Annotated in this window: 17 protein-coding genes; 4 read left to right on the top strand and 13 right to left on the bottom strand. The window is 37.1% G+C overall.

Annotation, left to right across the window (positions count from 1 at the left end):
* Window positions 1-75 precede the first annotated feature (75 nt).
* Together pgeF and ACQKOG_RS08050 are read left to right on the top strand one after the other, a co-directional pair.
* Window positions 76-840 carry a peptidoglycan editing factor PgeF gene (pgeF, locus tag ACQKOG_RS08055; protein ID WP_427445912.1) on the top strand — a complete coding sequence of 255 codons (765 nt, stop codon included), beginning with the start codon at window positions 76-78 and terminating at the stop codon, window positions 838-840.
* 139 nt (window positions 841-979) lie between these two features.
* The gene (locus ACQKOG_RS08050; protein ID WP_427445910.1) at window positions 980-1,174 is read left to right on the top strand and encodes a hypothetical protein; all 195 of its coding nucleotides are present in this window, start codon (window positions 980-982) and stop codon (window positions 1,172-1,174) included.
* Window positions 1,175-1,200: 26 nt separating this feature from the next.
* Here the strand turns inward: ACQKOG_RS08050 and ACQKOG_RS08045 are convergent, their stop codons facing one another.
* From ACQKOG_RS08045 to ACQKOG_RS08015, 7 genes are all read right to left on the bottom strand, one after another.
* Window positions 1,201-2,565 (bottom strand): amino acid permease, encoded by a 1,365-nt coding sequence (locus ACQKOG_RS08045; protein WP_370082725.1) that lies wholly within the window; start codon window positions 2,563-2,565, stop codon window positions 1,201-1,203.
* A gap of 403 nt (window positions 2,566-2,968) precedes the next feature.
* Window positions 2,969-3,178, bottom strand: coding sequence for a hypothetical protein (locus ACQKOG_RS08040; protein WP_049666712.1), 210 nt, complete (start codon window positions 3,176-3,178; stop codon window positions 2,969-2,971).
* Window positions 3,179-3,327: 149 nt separating this feature from the next.
* A complete protein-coding gene (locus tag ACQKOG_RS08035; protein WP_427445907.1) occupies window positions 3,328-4,848 on the bottom strand; it encodes an NCS1 family transporter in 1,521 nt (506 codons plus the stop codon).
* Window positions 4,849-5,045: 197 nt separating this feature from the next.
* The gene (gene preA / locus ACQKOG_RS08030) at window positions 5,046-6,308 is read right to left on the bottom strand and encodes an NAD-dependent dihydropyrimidine dehydrogenase subunit PreA (RefSeq protein ID WP_370082721.1); all 1,263 of its coding nucleotides are present in this window, start codon (window positions 6,306-6,308) and stop codon (window positions 5,046-5,048) included.
* 180 nt (window positions 6,309-6,488) lie between these two features.
* Window positions 6,489-7,865, bottom strand: coding sequence for an NAD(P)-dependent oxidoreductase (locus ACQKOG_RS08025; RefSeq protein ID WP_427445905.1), 1,377 nt, complete (start codon window positions 7,863-7,865; stop codon window positions 6,489-6,491).
* 334 nt (window positions 7,866-8,199) lie between these two features.
* On the bottom strand, window positions 8,200-9,603 hold the full coding sequence (gene hydA / locus ACQKOG_RS08020; RefSeq protein ID WP_402868837.1) for a dihydropyrimidinase: 1,404 nt from the start codon (window positions 9,601-9,603) through the stop codon (window positions 8,200-8,202).
* A 66-nt stretch (window positions 9,604-9,669) separates the two neighbouring features.
* Window positions 9,670-10,914, bottom strand: coding sequence for a Zn-dependent hydrolase (locus ACQKOG_RS08015; RefSeq protein ID WP_402868835.1), 1,245 nt, complete (start codon window positions 10,912-10,914; stop codon window positions 9,670-9,672).
* A 138-nt stretch (window positions 10,915-11,052) separates the two neighbouring features.
* Between ACQKOG_RS08015 and ACQKOG_RS08010 the strand changes: the two genes are divergently transcribed.
* A complete protein-coding gene (locus tag ACQKOG_RS08010; RefSeq protein ID WP_370082713.1) occupies window positions 11,053-12,222 on the top strand; it encodes a PucR family transcriptional regulator in 1,170 nt (389 codons plus the stop codon).
* A 221-nt stretch (window positions 12,223-12,443) separates the two neighbouring features.
* Here ACQKOG_RS08010 and ACQKOG_RS08005 read toward each other — a convergent pair whose 3' ends face one another.
* From ACQKOG_RS08005 to ACQKOG_RS07985, 5 genes are all read right to left on the bottom strand, one after another.
* Window positions 12,444-12,818: a DUF378 domain-containing protein gene (locus ACQKOG_RS08005; protein WP_427445902.1), complete on the bottom strand. Its 375-nt coding sequence runs from the start codon at window positions 12,816-12,818 to the stop codon at window positions 12,444-12,446.
* 302 nt (window positions 12,819-13,120) lie between these two features.
* Window positions 13,121-13,609 carry a methylated-DNA--[protein]-cysteine S-methyltransferase gene (locus tag ACQKOG_RS08000; protein ID WP_427445900.1) on the bottom strand — a complete coding sequence of 163 codons (489 nt, stop codon included), beginning with the start codon at window positions 13,607-13,609 and terminating at the stop codon, window positions 13,121-13,123.
* A gap of 19 nt (window positions 13,610-13,628) precedes the next feature.
* Window positions 13,629-14,513: a DNA-3-methyladenine glycosylase family protein gene (locus ACQKOG_RS07995; RefSeq protein WP_427445898.1), complete on the bottom strand. Its 885-nt coding sequence runs from the start codon at window positions 14,511-14,513 to the stop codon at window positions 13,629-13,631.
* Window positions 14,510-15,079, bottom strand: coding sequence for a bifunctional transcriptional activator/DNA repair enzyme AdaA (locus ACQKOG_RS07990; protein ID WP_370082705.1), 570 nt, complete (start codon window positions 15,077-15,079; stop codon window positions 14,510-14,512). Before ACQKOG_RS07990 ends, ACQKOG_RS07995 begins: the two co-directional genes overlap by 4 nt.
* 20 nt (window positions 15,080-15,099) lie before the next feature.
* Entirely contained in the window at window positions 15,100-15,870 is a 771-nt protein-coding gene (locus tag ACQKOG_RS07985; RefSeq protein ID WP_370082703.1) for an isocitrate lyase/PEP mutase family protein, read from the bottom strand.
* 263 nt (window positions 15,871-16,133) lie between these two features.
* On the opposite strand from ACQKOG_RS07985, the gene ACQKOG_RS07980 reads away from it, so the two are divergent.
* A complete protein-coding gene (locus tag ACQKOG_RS07980; protein WP_427445895.1) occupies window positions 16,134-17,939 on the top strand; it encodes a sensor domain-containing diguanylate cyclase in 1,806 nt (601 codons plus the stop codon).
* Window positions 17,940-17,992: 53 nt separating this feature from the next.
* Here ACQKOG_RS07980 and ACQKOG_RS07975 read toward each other — a convergent pair whose 3' ends face one another.
* Window positions 17,993-19,459, bottom strand: a complete 1,467-nt coding sequence (locus ACQKOG_RS07975; RefSeq protein WP_402868827.1) for a M20 family metallopeptidase — start codon at window positions 19,457-19,459, stop codon at window positions 17,993-17,995.
* Window positions 19,460-19,471 lie beyond the last annotated feature (12 nt).

Here is a 19,471-nt window from a genome sequence, read left to right as displayed (position 1 = left end):
AGGCTCTTAAAAATCTTAAGAGTAAGCGCCTATACATTCATTAAGCAATCATATATAGTAAGACGAGGTGATGATATGAAAAATAAAATTTATTTTGATAACGACCAATTTATCGCAGGCACTACCTTAAAGGATGACATCGAGCTAGAACAAAACAATTTGGCACTACATACATGTGTGAATGAAGCTGATGTGCTAGAAAACCGAGAAAAATTGGCAACTACATTGCATTGTAACTTGAATAATTTTATTTGCACTCAACAAACACACAGTGCCAATTTCCATAAAGTCACGATTTCTGATAAAGGACGCGGCGCAGAGCAAATGGACACTGCCATTAGTAATACCGATGCACTTTATACATTAGAGCCAAATTTACTTTTATGTAGTTTTACAGCAGATTGCGTACCTGTCATTTTTTATAATGAAGTTAATGGTCTTATTGGCGTAGTACATTCAGGCTGGCAAGGCACAGTTAAGGAAGTCACACCAAGGCTTCTCGAACATTTGATAGAGCATGAACAATGTAATCCACAAGATTTTCACGTACAAATCGGTATGGCACTTAGTCAGGAGAAATTTGAGGTGGATACAGATGTCTATGAAAAATTTCACAACCTAGGCTATGCTGAGGATTTTATGTATTACAATGCACAAACAAATAAATATCATATCGATAATCAACAAACTGTGAAAAAGCAATGTGAGCTTGCAGGTATCCCTTCTAAGCAGATTTCGATTGATTCAACGTGTACATTCCTTAGCCCAGATGGTTTTTCTTACCGTCAAGATAAACAGGCTGGCAGACATTTAAGCTTTATTATGCGAAAAGAACAGTAGTTAAAAGGGACAATCCAATTATTAATGGAGTGTCCCTTTTGTAGTATTGAAAACCAAAATGGTTAAGAAAAGTCGTTTCATTTTATCACAATAAATTAGAGTGATATGCCTGAGGATACATGCTAAGTGGTTGATTGGAGTGAAGGCTGGCAGTGGATTTTTTCTGTGCGAGAGCGAAGCGTCAACAACAAAAGCAGCTCATCAGACACCCCAGGAAGCTCTGCGCGAAAGCGAATCGGCAGCAACAAAACGCTCAGTCAGAACGGAAATCACCCCTCGTTTTGCAAAAATGACAATATCTTTATCACAAAAGCAAAAAGGATGTATCTCATAAATGAAATACACCCTTTCAACATTTCATTATTTATTAACTCGTCGTTCTTTTCCAATTCTAAAAACATAATAGCTAATGATAACAAGAGCTAAGAAAATAATTCCCACAATAAGTGAAACTCTAGTATCATCATTAAACCACATACCGATTAGCACCATTACTAAAAAGGCAATTGTTATATAGTTTGTAAATGGTGCAAAGGGCATTTTGAACGGGTGCTTTGACAGTTGTTCACCTTTTATTTTTCTAAATCGTATTTGACTTATTAAAATAACAAACCAAGGAATCATCCCCGGTAATACACTTGCACTGTATACATATACAAATAAATTTTTTGGCGCTATGTAGCTTAGAACAACACCGATGACCAAACCAACTAACACGCCTACTGTGCCGAAAATAGGAACACCATTACTAGAAAGCTTTGCAAAAAATTTAGGTGCCTGTCCATTCATGGCAAGCGTATACAGCATACGTCCCGCACTATAAATGCCACTATTACAGCCTGACATTGCTGCTGTAATGACAACAAAATTAATAATTCCTGCCGCAGCGGTAATTCCAACCTTTGCAAAAGTTGCAACAAATGGGCTACCAATCGTACCTAATTCATCCCACGGATAAACTGTTACGATGACAAAGATTGCACCGATATAAAATATTAAAATACGCCAAATAATACTTTGAATCGCATTCGTAATCGTTTTTTGAGGATTTTTCGCTTCTCCTGCCGTAATCCCAATAAGCTCAACGCCTTGATAGGCTGCAACTACTAATGATAACGCAAAGAAGAAGCCTGTCCAGCCACCTGTAAAGAAGCCTCCATGATTCCAAAGGTTCGATAATCCGATTGCCACACCTTCGTTACCAATACCAAAGAAAATAAGACCAAAGCCCGCAACAATCATTAAAACAATCGTCACAATTTTAATCATGGCAAACCAAAACTCAAATTCTCCAAACGTTTTAACAGAAATGAAGTTGGCAACGCCTAAAATCACCATTGCAATTAAACCTGGAATCCATGCTGGTAAATCAGGATACCAGTACTGCATATATGTTCCTACTGCTATAATCTCTGACATCCCAACAATGATCCACTGAAACCAGTTACTCCATGCCGTTAAATAACCGGCTAATGGGTGTATATATTTATAGCCAAACGTTGCAAAGGAACCTGTACTTGGCTCCATATAAAGCATTTCTCCCATTGCTCGCATAATGAAAAAAATAAAAATACCTGCTATAGCATATGCAAGGAGCACGGAAGGCCCTGTCCATTGAATGGCACTAGCAGAACCCATAAACAGGCCCACGCCAATAGTTCCACCAAGAGCAATCATTTGGATATGACGAGCATCTAATCCCCTTTTTAATTCTTTATTTGCCACTAAATTACGCCTCTTTCTAAAGTTCTTTCTACAATGAATTATCTTATAATAATAATAAATTCCGTTAAAAAACACAATTGTATTTTTAGGAAAAACACGATTATGGCAATACGACAATGATTCTGAGCATTGTGTTCTATCCGTCACTTTGGATGTTCTATCCACTGTTTCGGGGGTTCTATCCACGACTTTGAATGTTCTATCCACGATTTCGGCGGTTCTATCCACGACTTTGAATGTTCTATCCATCACTTTGGCTGTTATTACAATTGGATTAGCTGTTGTAGCAACAATTTTATCTTGCTTTTGCCGTAAACGGATCAACTTAGGGTAAAAGCCTATTTTATTACGTAAAAAAACTCTATTCCATCATGTAACAATGAATGGAATAGAGTCTACTTTGTTACTGTAATAACGTCTGTTCTTGGAGCTTTGCAGAGAAATATTTGCGTGCATCCGCTGTTAGAATTTGCAGCAGAACAACCTCTTCTTGACGCGCAAATTCTACAAACATTCCACTTAGATTTTCATAAACATATTTGATTTTAAAGCCACTATCTAAATAATGATCCACTTTTTTTATTTCTTCTGTGCTTTGTTGATGTTCTGACATACTATCACTCCACCTTTCCGTTATCAACCTCTTAAAAATACGTTTGGTGTTTAATTCATCCCGCTTTAACGGCCGTAATTTGTCTTTGCCGAAAGCGAAGCGTCAGGTACAAAATCAGTGGGTGATGAAGAGGAACCCCACGTTTCACTTTATTCAGCACCTTTTATATCTAACACCGGATCTGGTTGTTCAACGACACTATCCTCATTTGGAACAACGGTTGGAGCAGGCGCTTGTTGCTGTCCAAATAGTTCATCCAAATTGTGACCAGCTGTAATCCCTAAATATTTTGCATCACTTGGATCTTTTAGCTCAGCTTGAGGGTATTTTTTGAACCACCAATACTTCGCTAATACATAATATACAAGTGCCCCTACAAAGAACCCTACTAATGAAGAATAAGTGGAGAATATATTTGCCACTGCACCACCGATAACCCAAGCGATTAAACCAGCTATGTTAAAGCCCTTCAAATATTTAAACTGACCCTCTAAGTCATAAAGTGCTTTTACATGCACGCGACGTTTACGGATTAAATAATAATCGGCAAATAGAATACCAACGATGGCTGTTAAAATTCCCCCGATAATTAAAAGTGCATTGACTAACACATCAAATAAACTCCATGGTTGTGCTAGAATACCAATGATTCCTGCAATAACAACCCCCACCCAAAACGGCACTTTTGGCCCACCGATATTCGAGAAGATCGTTGCAGCTGGGATAACATTTGCAGAGGTGTTAGTCGACCATTGTGCTAATACAATCATTAACAGTAAGATTCCTAAAATAAAGCCACTTGCGCTTTGCTGTAGTGCATTGATTGGATCAGCAGAAGCAACAGCCATATAGCACACGGCACCAATTGTTACTATGAAAGTATTTGTAATCGGCATGACGATTAATGAGCCAACTAGCTGTGTTTTATTGCGTTTGAACCAATTACGTTCATTTTTCGGTGCTTTAAAGAAGCGTGAAAGTGAAGGCATATCGGCTGCTAGCGTCGACCAAAATCCCATATTCGCCATAATCACTACCATAAATGCAGTGAAGGCTGAGAATCCTGTTGTTGGCGCTTCCACCCACGTCCAAATATTTTTCCCTTGAGCTACTGCATGATCTGCCAGTGTATAATACATCCAGCAGGAAATTAAAATGATAACTGGTGCTGCTAAATCTGCAAAGCGTTCAATAGATTTAATACCTAGTGATGTATTAAATAACTGAAGTGCTGCAAAGACAATGAAACAGACAAACCAATTATCAAAACTAAAAAGTAAATTTAAAATGCCGTTTATCGCTAATGCTCCAAAATAAGTATTCAGACCGAACCAACAGGCAGCCGTTACACCTCGGACAAGTGACGGAATATGTGTGCCAAATGTACCGAACGGAGCACGCATATATACTGGGAATGATAAGCCATGTTCAATGCCTATATCTCCAATTAACGTCATAAATACACCAATTAGACAAGAGCCAATCAACGTTGCTAAAATCACCATTGGCAATGGTAAGCTTATAATTGCTGTGCCACCTATTGCAAAAGCCGCTAATACAATTGCCATCCCTATCCAAATTACTGCAAAACCAAATGTTCCGATATTTCTTTGTTGATGTGTCACTGGAAGTAAATCTGGGGATTTTAAATAATTCCCATCACGTTCCATATAATCTCTCCTTTTTTATCAAATTTCCGTGACAACTTACATGAGGTTATTCCTTCCTCCAACGAAAATGCTGAAGGAAGGTGGAATTTCAGTTTATCTTCCTTCGACAAAATACTCCCACCTCAGAAGGTAGTGAGACGAATGAAGATTAAGCATACAAACGCAATTAAGCCAAGGTGAAATTGATTTTAGACTTTTTACTTAGATAGACTGCTAATTAAAGATTGACGTTCATTCCAAGTCATTGGTGGAACTGTAGATTTGCGTTCAACCATTGTAATAGCATCATCTACAGGACAAACAATTGAGCATAAATTACAGCCTACACAATCCTCTTCCCGCACTTTCAGCATTGGGCGGCCATCTTCTGAATATAAGTCGATACATTGATGCGATGTATCCTCACATGCAATATGGCACTTGTTACAGTTAATGCAAACATCATTATTAATTTCAGCCACGATTTTATAATTTAAGTCCAGGTCACCCCAATTGGAATATCTAGAAACTGAGCGACCTACTAAATCCATGACAGAGGCAATGCCTTTATCGTCTAAATAGTTATTGAGTCCATCAATCATATCCTCAACAATACTAAAGCCATGATGCATTGCTGCTGTACAAACTTGCACGCCTGTAGCTCCCATTAATATAAACTCAGCAGCATCTTGCCAGTTGGAAATACCACCAATGCCCGAAATAGGAACATTGATTAATGGATTACGAGCACACTCTGCAACCATATTGAGCGCAATTGGTTTAACGGCAGGACCACAATAGCCACCATGTGCACCCTTTCCAGCTACATGAGGCACTGTATTCCATGTATCTAAGTCAACACCAGCCAAGCTGTTAATTGTATTAATCATACTAATGGCATCCGCTCCACCTCTTGTAGCCGCTTCTGCCGTTACCGTAATGTCGGTAATGTTCGGTGTTAACTTCACAATTACTGGAGTTTTCGCAGCCTCTTTCACCCAGTACGTTTGCTTTTCCACCAACTCAGGTACTTGACCAGAGGCAGACCCCATTCCTCGTTCTGCCATCCCATGTGGGCAACCAAAGTTAAGCTCAAGACCATCAACTCCCACATCTTCTACTCGTTTAACAATCTCATGCCACTTTTCTTGCTTTGGCTCCACCATTAAGGAAGCGATAATTGCGTGATGCGGAAACCTTTTTTTCGTTTCATAAATTTCTTGTAAATTTACCTCTAACGGACGATCCGTAATCAATTCAATATTATTGAAGCCAGCTACTCTTTGTCCGTTAAAGCTAACAGCTGCAAAGCGTGAAGAAACATTTAAAATCGGATCCCCCAATGTCTTCCATACAGCACCACCCCACCCCGCTTCAAATGCACGTTGTACTTGATAGCCTGAATTCGTTGGCGGTGCCGACGCAAGCCAAAATGGATTAGGCGATTTGATGCCCGCTAAGTCAATACGTAAGTCTGCCATAGTAGTTCCTCCCTTATGCAATCTCACTTGGTTTTATCAATTATGCCTCGGCATAATTGTGTCTGGAATCGGCTTTGTGCTAGCACAAAGAACTCCTTTCCGATTCCGTGACATCCGCCGGAGGCTTTAACTTCTTTCAGCCTGTTGAAAAGTAGCTTAAATCTGCATTCATCTCATCACCTATAGAGGAGGGAGACTTCCGCTGAAAGAAGTTAAACGTTCATGGATCTTGTATGCTGCGTCTTTTCCTTGCTGTACAGCGGTTACAACCATCGCCTCGCCCTGGCCATTTCCGAAGACGACATCTCCACACGCAAATACTTTGTCATTCGAAGTTTGCATTGTCGTTTCATCAATATCAACAACACCATTTGTATGCTGTAAGCCAAAAGCTTCAATCAATGATACAAAACGTGTTTGCCCGATTGCCTTAATAACAGCATCCACTTCAATAATAAAATTGGACCCCTTAATCTCCTCAGGTCTTTGACGACCATCAGCACCCGCTTCACCGAGCTTCATTTTCGTACATTCGATACCTACGACCTCACCTGACTCATTACCAATAATTTTTTTCGGTGCTGTTAACCACTTAAACTCCACACCATCTTGCTTGGCAAATTCATATTCAAATTTGTAAGCAGTCATTTCTTTTTGTGTTCTTCTATAAAGAATTTGAACATTATCAGCACCTAAACGCACTGCACATGTAGCACCGTCAATCGCGGTATTTCCCGCACCAATGACAGCCACCCGCTTCCCAACTATATCTTTTGTAAGCGGTCCCATTTTTGTCTTTCTGACAAACTCTATTGCATCATGTACACCGTCTAAATCTTCTCCTTCAATGCCTAGATTCGGCACAGCTCCCATACCAACTGCTAAAATTACACTGTCATATTGCTCCAAAATTTCTTCAGCAGAAATATCTATACCGACAGTTGTGTTTGTTTTGATTTCCACACCAAGCTTTTCGATTTGTTCAATTTCCCAATCAACGACTTCATTTGGTAAACGGAACGACACAATACCATAGCTTCCTAGGCCACCAGCTTTCGATTCAGCTTCATAAATAGTGACCTGATAACCAAATCGACTTAGTTCACGAGCAGCCGATAAACCAGCAGGACCTGCACCAATAATCGCTACCTTATGTCCATTGTTTTGCCCTTGCTTAAATAGCTGAGCGTTCGTTGCCATTGCCCAATCTGTTGCAAAGCGCTGTAGCTCTCCGATTTTAATTGGCTTTGTTGAGGAATTTAACACACACGCCCCTTCACATAGTTCCTCCGTTGGACAAACCCTTGCACAGCTTGCACCAATTGGATTTGCTTCTAATATAGTCGTAGCAGAGCCCTTCATATTACCAGAAGCAATTTTTTTTATGAAATTTGGGATTTGAATACTCGTTGGACAGGCTTTAATGCACGGTGCATCATAGCAATAAAGACAACGATTAGATTCCTCTATTGCTTCATTCTTTGTCATCCTGCTAGTCAATTCCATAAAATTACGGTTTAACTGTTGGGACATTGCATTTTCTTGATTCGGAGCCATTTCCACATCCCCCTCATGTGTTCATTTTTTCCTTCTTATTACACCTAGGCGTAATTGATGCTAGGACCATTGAAAAAAGCCACATTCAACATTCATCTCACCACCTATAGAGGTAGATAGTCTTCTGTAGCTAAATGAAGATATTACGAGACCGATTGCTCTGTTCTCCATCCAAAGCAATCGGTCATAAAGTGAAACTTTAATCAGTGGGGGTCTCTTCATCCCCCATTGATTATTAGTTGAACGAATCGGGCTTTTTATCTCCCACCTAACTTCTCAGCTTTTGCAAAAATTTTGTGGTGGGAGTATTACTGCCCGTTAATGCGGGATCATGCTAAATGTTTAGTGCTTCTGTAGCCGTTGTTTTTAATGCACGTTTTATATATTGTCCGCTACCTAGTACACCGACAAACTCTTTATTTTTAATGACATATTCTCCACGTACTAGTACGCTGACTGGTTCACCTGTTACTTCCCATCCCTCATATGGGTTATAATCCACGTTCATATGATGTGTTTTAGCCGAGATTTCTCGTTTTACCTCTGGATCAAAAATAACGATATCGGCATCAGAACCGATTGCAATCGTTCCTTTTTGTGGGAATAAACCAAATACTTTTGCTGCACTTGTGGAAATCATATCGACGAACTCATTGATAGAAATTTTTCCTTTTGCTACGCCTTCTGAATATAAAATACTAAAGCGATCTTCAATAAAAGGCCCACCGTTAGGAATTTTAGAAAAATCATTTATTCCTAACTGCTTTTTACCCTTAAAACTAAACGAGCATTGGTCAGAGCCAATTGTTTGTAGTTGTTTTGCTTTTAGAGCATTCCATAAATGAGCCTGATGATATTTCGGTCGAAGTGGTGGGGACCAAACATATTTTGCACCCTCAAAACCTGGTTGTGCTAAAGCAGATTGATCCAAAGTTAAATATGGTGGACATGTTTCACCATAAACGTCATAGCCTTTTTCACGCGCAGCAATAATCTCATCTACTGCCTCTTTACAAGTTACATGTACAACATAAAGGGTAGCGCCAGCAATATGGGCTAACTCAATTGCACGTTTTGTCGCTTCGCCCTCTAATTCAGCTGGACGAGTAAGCGCATGATAAATCGGCTCCTTATGACCTGCACGTCGCGCCTCTTCTACAAGCTCATCAATAACAGAACCATTTTCACAGTGCACCATAACAACAGCACCGAGGTCTTTCGCTATTTTAAAAGCCTTAAAAAGGGTGCGGTCTGAGGCTTGAAATTCTTTCGCATACGCCATAAATACCTTGACAGAAGTAATACCCTCTTGCTCTAAGATCTGCGGCAATTCGACTTCTGTTTCAGGGGTTAAATCACAAATCATTAAGTGGAATCCATAGTCGATGGCTGATTTCCCCTTCGCCTTGTCATGCCACTTTTCAACTGCAGCTGAAAGTTTATCCTCGCCAGCCGTTAAGCAGAAATCCAAAATAGTAGTTGTTCCACCGAAAGCTGCTGCAATGGTACCAGATTTCCAATCATCATCAGTCACAGTATTGTTAAATGGCATATCTAAATGTGTGTGAGGATCAATTCCTCCTGGCATCACATATTTACCTGTAGCATCAATAACTTCTGCCCCAATGTCGGATAGATTTTTGCCAATTTGAACAATTTTTCCGTTTTCAATTAAAATATCTGCCTCAAAAACATCTGCAGCTGTCGCCACTCGTCCACCTTTAATAATTTTCTTCATTCTGCCCCTCACCCTTCGTAAAATAATGGAGAATGCTCAATCATGACAATGTTTGGAAAACCAACTTTAATGTAACGTGTAAGTCTCCCCCACACTAAACTTTGTTTGTAGCGTCAACACTGTTTCAAGTAATACATCTGCTCCTTTCGCACAATCCTCAAATGTTGTTTCCTCTTCCTCGCAATGACTCTTACCATTAATACTTGGTACGAAAATCATTGCTGATGGGACAATGCTTGCGATATATTGCGCATCATGTCCTGCTCCGCTAAACATTCGATGAGCAGTATAACCGAAGCTCTGACAAGCCCTTTCCACTTCATTACAAATATGAGGTTCAAAATAGACTGTATCTCTACCCCATAGCTTAACTGGCTTAATGCTACAGCCCATATCCTCTGTAGGAAGATTATTCAGTATGTCCTCTACTTTTTGCATGATCTCTGGTTTTTGATGACGTGAATCTATCGTAAATGTCACATTGTTCGGTATCACAGTATGAATATTTGGAGAAACATTCATTCGACCAAAGGTAAACACTAACTGTTCATCAATTTTTCCGAGCTCTTCATGTAAATACGTAATGATTTTTGAAGTTACGATCATCGGATCTTGACGCATTGTCATCGGTGTCGTTCCAGCATGATTGGACTGCCCTGCAACCGTAATTTCATAACACACCATACCTAATACACCTTCAACAACGCCAATTTCCAACTGCTTCGCCTCTAGAACAGGTCCTTGTTCGATATGCAATTCGATATAAGCAAGTGCTTCCTTTAAACGATTTTCTTGATCTCCTTCAAAGCCACTTGCTTGCAGTGCTTCTTTGAAACTAGTGCCATTTTTATCGATAGATTGCAGCATTTTTTCTTTATCAAATTTCGCTGAAATAACCCCAGAGCTCATCATCGCTGGATCAAAACGAGCACCTTCTTCATTCGTGAAATTCACAATCATTATCGGGATATCTAGCTCAATCTCGTTTTCTTTTAACGTTCTAATAGCCTCAATAGCCGTTAAAACGCCTAATACACCATCAAATTTCCCACCCTTTTCAACGGAATCTAAATGCGACCCCATAACAATTGGAGGAACATCCTTTTTCCCAGGCAAAATGGCATAAATATTACCCATATCATCGATTTTGATATCCATCCCTAATTCATCACAACACTCACAAAAATAGTTTCTTGCTAATACATCCTCATTCGAAAGAGACAAACGAGTTACGCCACCATTTTCAGTAGCTCCAAATTGACTAAATTGTTCAATTAACTCTTGCAATCGTCTACTATTACACTTATACATATGCAAGTCCTCTCTTTCACAGTAGTTATACACATTCTATAAGAGATAAAAATTATGAGATATAGATAGCAAGCTAAAAAAATATGTGCATCTGCACATAATATATGGTAAGTTATGTTCATAATAAGGGGGGAGAAAATGGGGACAATTCGCAAAATTGTAGAGGGTGTCCAATTCCCAATGCTAACATTAGTAGCTGGACATAACGGAACGTATCGAAGAGTTACAGGGATTAATGTAGTAGAAAGCATCGATTTAATTATGTTTTGTAGACCTAATGAATTAGTCGTGACCACAGGTATTAATTTATCTTCAGATGGAGATTCCTTAGAGCAACTCGTAAAACTAGCTTTCACTAAAAAGGTAGCAGGTTTCATTATTAATACCGGACCATACATTCCAAATATACCAGAATCAGTCATCTCTTTTGCCAATGAACATGATTTCCCTATTTTTCACATGCCATGGAATTATCGAATAGCCGATCTATTAAAAACAACATTTCAATTTATCGCCAATCACCATCAAGAGCTTTCTATTGAAGAAAAGGTTCTTTATAACTTACTTTTTCACTACAAACAAAACGCCAACTATATTAAAGATCAATTAGCACTACTAGGTTTTCCACAAGGTAGGGAGCTAGCCATTATTTCATGTACAACAAATGGTGCACAAGCTAATATTGACCGCTACGAGGTCATGATCCAATTTGCATTTCAAAATAGATATAAACGCTTCTTAAAACTAAAGCATAAAAATCACCTCATCTTTTTAATCGACAGAGCACAAATCAATACACCAAATACTCCCTTCTCAAAAGTTGTTGAAGAAATTTACGACAAAATTACGCAAAAAAATGGTTACTTGGATATTATCATTGGAAAAGGAAATTATCATAAAGAGCTTGAAAATGTTCGTAAAAGCTATGATGAGTCATTAACAGTAATCCAATTAGCAAAGCTTCATAACAATCGCTTCCTATATAAATATAAAGAAATTGGTGCCTACAAAATTATTATGGCCGTGCAAAATCAAACTTTAATCAAATCATATAGCCAAGACATCTTAGGTCAGCTTTATCGCTATGATGAATTGCATAACTCAGATTATGTACAATTTCTACGCATTTACCTCGATGAAAATGGAAGTACCCGTAGGATTAGTGAGCGTCTATTTATTCATCGCAATACAGTACTTTATAAAATAAAAAAAATAGAAACGCTATTAGATATGGACTTAAGTAACCCATTTACAAAAACAAATCTCTATATTGCATTTTTGATTGAGGATGTGTTGACGCACCAATAAATTTTATCACCATAAGATTTCCGTTCTTAAATCCAAATCTAGTTTGTTGGTGTCCATGTACCATTTCTAAGTGATAGCGGCTAATGAAGGGCTTCAAGTAAAAATCCGCTTCGTTATCTGGGTGCCAATCCCTTATATCTTTGCGGATTTTTTATCCTAGCCATAACGAAAAAACTGACAAACCAAATGGTCATCAGTTTTTTTGAGGAATAAACTCGAGGTTATTTTTTATTTTTATTTTTGTTTTTATTTTTACTATGTGAATCCTTTTTTTCTTCTTTTAGCACATTAGTTGTTTTTAATGCAGTAAAATCTGCTTCATCACCAAACTCCATACCATAGCTTGGATTTCTGTCTATGCGAGAATGATGGTCACGATCATGAACAAGATCTTCGTCCTCATCAAATCGCATAATAAGAACAGGTAAGGATACTAGTCCTGCTAATCCAACGAATGCATAAATCCATCGTGACAATACTGCTGTTTGTCCACCGAACAAATAGGCAACTAAATCAAATCTAAAAAATCCTATAAGTCCCCAGTTGATTGCTCCAATGATGACTAACACTAAAGCGATTCTATAAACTACGCTCACGTTTACACCTCCTTCACTTGTAAATACGAAGCCAGTAATACACTTGAAGTTCATTCCTCACATGTATAAAAAGCGTCGATATTGCAAAAAAACTGTCATAACAAGTGGAAAATTACAAATACTTATCAAGTAATTAAATCACCCATTTTGACGGTCTTATTTTTAGCAATTGCCGCTTATTTATACAAAACGTATTCCTAGGCTAAGTTATGTTACAAACAAAGGAACGTTAGAAAATCAAAGGTAATAAACCACTTTTTAAATGGTTTATCACCCAAACGTAGAGATGATAAATCATAAATTTATTTCTTAATTCCCTTACTATTCCATTTTTCATGTTGTAGTAGCCATTCCTTTCTCCACATCCCTCCTGCATAGCCTGTTAATGTTCCGTTTGAGCCAATAATTCGATGACAAGGAATGACGATGCTTAAGTGATTTTTGCCATTTGCACTTCCTACAGCCCTCACAGCTTGTTCATTGCCAATGGAAGCCGCAATTTTTTTATATGTTGCTGTTTCGCCGTAAGCAACACTTGTTAAAGCAGTCCAAACTTCTTTTTGAAAACTCGTTCCCTCAAAAGTATAAGAAAATGTAAACTCATGGAGCTTACCGATGAAATATTCATGTAGCTGTTGTTGACAATCTATAATAACCTGAGGTGTATCTTTTTGAGGAACATTTACTATTTGATCATGTTCAGAAAACATTATTGAATATACCTCTGTATCAGAACCTACTATTTCAATGATGCCGATGGGAGAGTTAAAATCTAATTTATATTGTTTCATCGTATAGAGACCTCCATAATTAAAAAGTGGCATAAGCCTCCCATTCTTTCCAATGTGTTGAAATGTTCTTGATTTCCTCAACAGTCGGCTTACGATTTAATGCTAATTGATTTTTTAAGGCATTATGAAGACCCACATCTGCAATAGGAAACGAGGTTGGATCTTGTATGCATTTCATCAGCACATAATCAGCTGTCCGTGCACCAACACCCCGAATTGACATTAAGAAATTTTTGCTTTCTAAAAAATCTTCCTGTTGAAGCAATTTTTCTTTTGTTAATTGTCCGTTTGTCATGATTTTTGCAATATTTATAATGTACTCAGATTTTCTAGCTGTAAATTGTAAGCTTCTTAAGTCGTCCACTTGAATAGCAGCAATTCTTTCAGATGTCGGAAACAGCCAATAGGATTCTCCTTCAAATGTTAAGCATTCTCCAAATTGTTCTACAAATCGTCTTTTTAATGTGTATGCGAATGTTAAATTAATTTGTTGTCCAATAATTGCCCATACGAGTGCTTCAAATAAATCTGGCATGCCTATTATTCGTAATCCATAGTATTTTTTAACGAGAGGCAGCAAAATTTTATCTTTTTGAGCCATTTCATAAAAACTGTGCAAATTTCTTTCTAAATCAAACCATTCACAAATGTACTGTACAATTTTTTCTAAGACTCTTTCAGATGGTGCGTGTATTGGAAATTCAACTTTGATACAATTTGATTGATATCCTATTTTACATAAAATATTTTGTCCATCCACTTGAAGCAATTTATATAAATAGCCGTCTTTTATTTGATGCAGCACCTCTTGCTTAGATCTATTTAAGAATATTAAACACTCAGTATAATTAAATGCTGCAGGTGTATTAATCACAATATAGGTTTCGTTATTGATCCAATTCATGTCCAACTCCTCACAAGGTTTCGATATTCACTTGGTGAACAATATTTTAAGTTCCGAAACACTTTATAAAAGTTTGATGGGCTTTGAAATCCAGCTTCATAGCAAACCTCAAGATTTGTATAGCTTGTATTTTTTAAAAAATATACGGCTTTATCTATTCTTATTTTTTCTAAATAAGCTCGCGGTGTTTCACCTGTTTCTTGTTTAAATAGGCGTTCAAGATGAAAAGGACTTATCCCTACAAAATTAGCAATATCCTGTAATGTTAACCGTTGTTTATACTCATTTATTAAATAGGTTGTTACTTTTTTGATGAGTTGAGTATGCGGAGAGAGTACCACTTCAGGCTGGCACCTTTTACATGCACGATATCCAGCACTCTCAACCTTTTGAATATCGTCGTAAAATTCTACATTTATTTTTTTCGGCTTTCGCGATTTGCATGAAGGACGGCAATAGATTTTAGTAGTCTTTACAGCCGTATAAAATAGCCCATCATATGTTTGATTACAGGCCATAATTTTCTCCCACATTTCCTCAAATGAAAGATTGATTTTGTTGTTCACTATTCCATCCCCTTTGCAGCCTATTTCTCATATAAAAACGCCGTATTTTGCTTTTCCAGTAATTGGCTAGATTTCATTTTTAAATAAGCTATTATTTTGTCTGATAGTGCATTGCCGAAGCTAAAACGTTTTACCCCTAATTCTTTAAGCTTATTACAATCCGTCAGTTCAGGTAAAGAAAGTAGATTAATGGGTGCATCTATATTCAAAGTTATTTCGCTTATCTCCTCATCATCTGTTAATCCTGGAATAAATATGCCACTTGCTCCGCTCTCCGCATAAGCCTTTGCTCTATTCATAGTTTCTATAAATGGATGCTGCATCAGAAAATACGTATCTGTTCTAGCATTAATATAGAAATTTTTATAACCGTGATTATCTAACATCGTTCTCATTTCTGCTAGAAGGTTACAATGCTCTTTTAAATTACGTAATCCCTTTTGTTTTTTGAGTGAATCCTCAATATTGATACCTGCAACACCAACATCTGCCGTCCTTAAAACATTTTCTAAAATTGTTTTCTGATCTTGTCCATATCCCGCCTCAATATCTGCGGAAACAGGTATTTTTACATTGTTTGCAATTGTTTTAATAATGGCTAAGTGTCGATCAAAATCAATTAACTCACCATCTTCATACCCTAGTGAATTGGCAATTCCCCAGCTTGTTGTACCAATTGCTTTGAAACCAACTTTTTCTAAAGTTAACGCAGATAATAAATCCCACGCATTTCCTATAAATAATAGTTCTTTAGCTGAATGTAGCTCATTAAATTCCTGAATTTTTGACATCATGATGCCTCCTTATTACTTATTAGCCATCATATTATCAGGAAAAACACATTCATTCGTCCTCATTCTTGCTCTTATGGTCTTTGAAAATAATTAAAGGATTCCTAACCGAATTATCTCTTTTTATTCGTAAAAATCCTAAACATAGAATAAAGTGTGATATATTTACATAATACTCTATTTTAAGAGCACCTTATTTTACCTTTCATCAGCATACTAGTAACTGAAGGATAGGAATTAGGATAGGATAGGAGAAAAAATACATGATGAAAAATAAAATTATAAAAACCAACCTGTTATTTTATTTTTTTATCGTACTCATATTTACTTTTACACAATTCAGCTTACCATGTCATGCTGCAGAACTATCAGAACCTATAAAATTGGGAAAGCATTATGATATTTTGCGTGATCCGTCAAAAAAAATTACGATCGATGATTTATTAAGTGGTACATACCACAATTCCTTTGTCACTAGTAAAGAGAATTATTTATTCTTTTGGCATACGAATGATACGATTTGGCTACGATTAGATGCCGATAAACTATTAACGGATAAACAGGAGTCATACTGGTTAGAGGTAACAGACAAGCTTGATAGCATTGAAATGTTTATAGTGAAAGAAGATGGATCCTATAGGGTTCAAAAGAGAGGCATTTCAAATATTGACGATCAAAAAATTCATTATCGCTCTAATTTATTTCAAATCCAAGACTCATCCGTCAAAGAAATTTATATAAAATTAGATGGCGAATTACCATTAAATTCAATTTCTTATCTTTTCACAACGGAAAGCTTTATCAATAAGATTATTGACTATAAATATTTAACAGGAATTTTTTATGGGTTCTTAGCAGCATTATTAATTTACAATTTATTTTTATTTTTTTCGTTAAAAGAAAAGACTTACTTTTACTATGTTTTGTATATGTTTAGTTTTATCCTCTATCAAGCCACATTGAATTCTTTAGATATTGAATTATTAGGACAACTTTTCCCTAAATGGTACTTTATAAAATCATCTGCAATAAGCGGCAATATATTACTTTTATTTATGATTCTATTTTGCAAAGAGTTTCTGGAACTAAAAAAATATTTACCTCGATTCTACAAAATCGGAAATCTACTATTATGGATCACTATACTTTCATTAATTGCTTCATTCTTTGTCCCTGATGTTACGATTACAAATAATTTTACAATTATTTTTGCTGTATTTGTCTTTATTTTTCTTTGGTTATCAGGAATATTTGTGTTGTTAAAAGGTCAGAAAATGGCTCGATTTTATATGGTAGGTTGGACTGTTCTGCTTGGTTCCATTATTGTACAAGCATTGGCCTTTTTAAGTTTAATTCCATTTCATCCATCTATATTTGAAAGAGTTCCTGCAGCAGGTGCTATTTTTGAATCTATATTTTTATCATTAGCATTAGGCGATAAAATCAATATTATTAAAAAAGAACATCAAGAAATGCAACAAACGCTAAATGAAACGCTCGAACATAAAGTAAAGGAACGAACACAAGAGCTAGAAAGAGCAAAACTTGAGCTTGAAAAGTTAGCAAATACAGATCGCCTAACTAAAATTCCAAATCGTGTAAAGTTAGATGATGTGTTAGAAGAAGCACTTCAACACGCTCAACATCAAGAGGTTCCGTTCTCTATTATTCTACTAGATATTGATTATTTTAAAGAAGTAAATGATGGATTTGGCCATCAAGTAGGCGACTTAGTTTTAATGAGCGTAGCAGAGATCTTGCAAAATACGATTCGAGAACAAGATACAATTGGAAGATGGGGTGGCGAGGAGTTTTTAGTTATTTGTCCTCAAACTACATTAGATGATGCTGTAAAGCTTTCTGAAAAGCTTCGTCAACAATTAGAAAATCATCAATTCCCTGTTGTTCAACGAAAAACTAGTAGCTTCGGTGTAACTAGCTACGTAGATGGTGATACTCGAAATACATTATTATCAAGATGTGATAAAGCGTTATATCAAGCAAAAGAACGAGGCAGAAACTGTGTTGAATTTTTAATAGATGATGGTAATGTCTCCTCTTTGTTATAAAAAACAAAAGAAGCGTCAATGACAATTTTCTTGTCTTGACACTTCTTTTTCAATTATTCGATTACGTCAGATGAGTATCTGCGGATGTGTGAAGGTTTAACATCTTGAGGAATTGGATTTTGATAAACCTCATTTCCTAAACGTTCTTTTAACTCTTGCTTTGCTTGTTCAATTAATTCCGGTTGTGCCAGCATCGCAGCAGCAGTGGCAGCCATAACTTTCCCAGCATGAAGCATTCCTTTATGAGCAATAGATGTCGTACCTGTAGCAACGGCCTGCCAAGAATGCAGTTGTGTCCCTTGTGCATGACATGTCGTTGTACATTGTGCAGTTGGGACAACCCAGCTTACATCCCCCACATCTGTTGAGCCTGGCATCGTGATAGATGTAAATGCTTTATTGTAAGGGAATAACGTTGTTGATAATGCCGTATCCTTTTCCTTTGCAAGTAGCTCTCTAAATACTGGAATAGCGGCCAGACCTCCTCCATTCTTTTCCTGCTCAGAAAGAGTCTTTCTAATCTCTTTAGCAAATTCATAATCTTGTTCACTAAATTGTGGCGTACCAAGTTGTGTAAACTGTTCAAACATTATTTGCTGCATTGTATGGTTTGGAACTAGATTAGAGCATGCTTTGTCAAAGATGATTTCAACATTTGTACCTGTCATTAATGTGGCACCCTCAGCAATCTTACAGACACGATCATAAATTTCATTGACTTGGCTTGTCTTTGGTGCACGTACTAAATAAAGTACACTTGCATCTGCTTGTACAATATTCGGTGATAATCCACCTGTATTTGTCACTGCATAGTGCACACGTGCTTCTGGAATTATATGCTCACGAAGATAGTTAACTCCCACATTCATAAGTTCAACGGCATCCAGTGCACTGCGACCTAAATGAGGTGCCTGAGCTGCATGGGCAGAACGTCCAGTAAACTTAAAGGAAGCTTGAACATTTGCTAAGGAGCTCGTACACATCATTAAATTATGGTCAGCAGGATGCCAGCATAAAGCAAAATCTACATCATTAAAAAGGCCTGCACGGACCATTAATGTTTTACCAGATCCACCTTCTTCTGCTGGACAGCCATAAAATCTGATTGTACCAGGAATATTATGTTTTTCCATGTAATCACGTAAAGCTACTGCAGCTGCAAAGGATCCTGTACCCAGAAGATTATGTCCACAACCGTGACCATTTCCCCCTTCTTGAATAGCAGCTTTTATTGCTGCCCCTCCTTCTTGACTTAAGCCAGAAAGTGCATCATATTCTCCTAAAAAAGCAATAACAGGTTTCCCACTTCCGTAGCTGCCAATAAAAGCCGTTTCTAGGTCAGCCACCCCTTTTTCAACTTGAAAATCTTCACTTTCCAATGCCGTGCATAATAATTCTGCAGATTGAAATTCCTCAAAACGAATTTCGGCAAAATTCCAAATTTTATTGCTAATATCTATTAATTTATCTCGCTTATATTCAATTATTTTAGATATTTCATTTATATAAGAATTAGACATAAACCTTTCACT

This window comes from Lysinibacillus sp. NPDC093216 (assembly GCF_050280325.1).
Taxonomy (GTDB): Bacteria; Bacillota; Bacilli; order Bacillales_A; family Planococcaceae; genus Lysinibacillus.
This window is presented reverse-complemented; position numbering and strand designations above follow the sequence as displayed.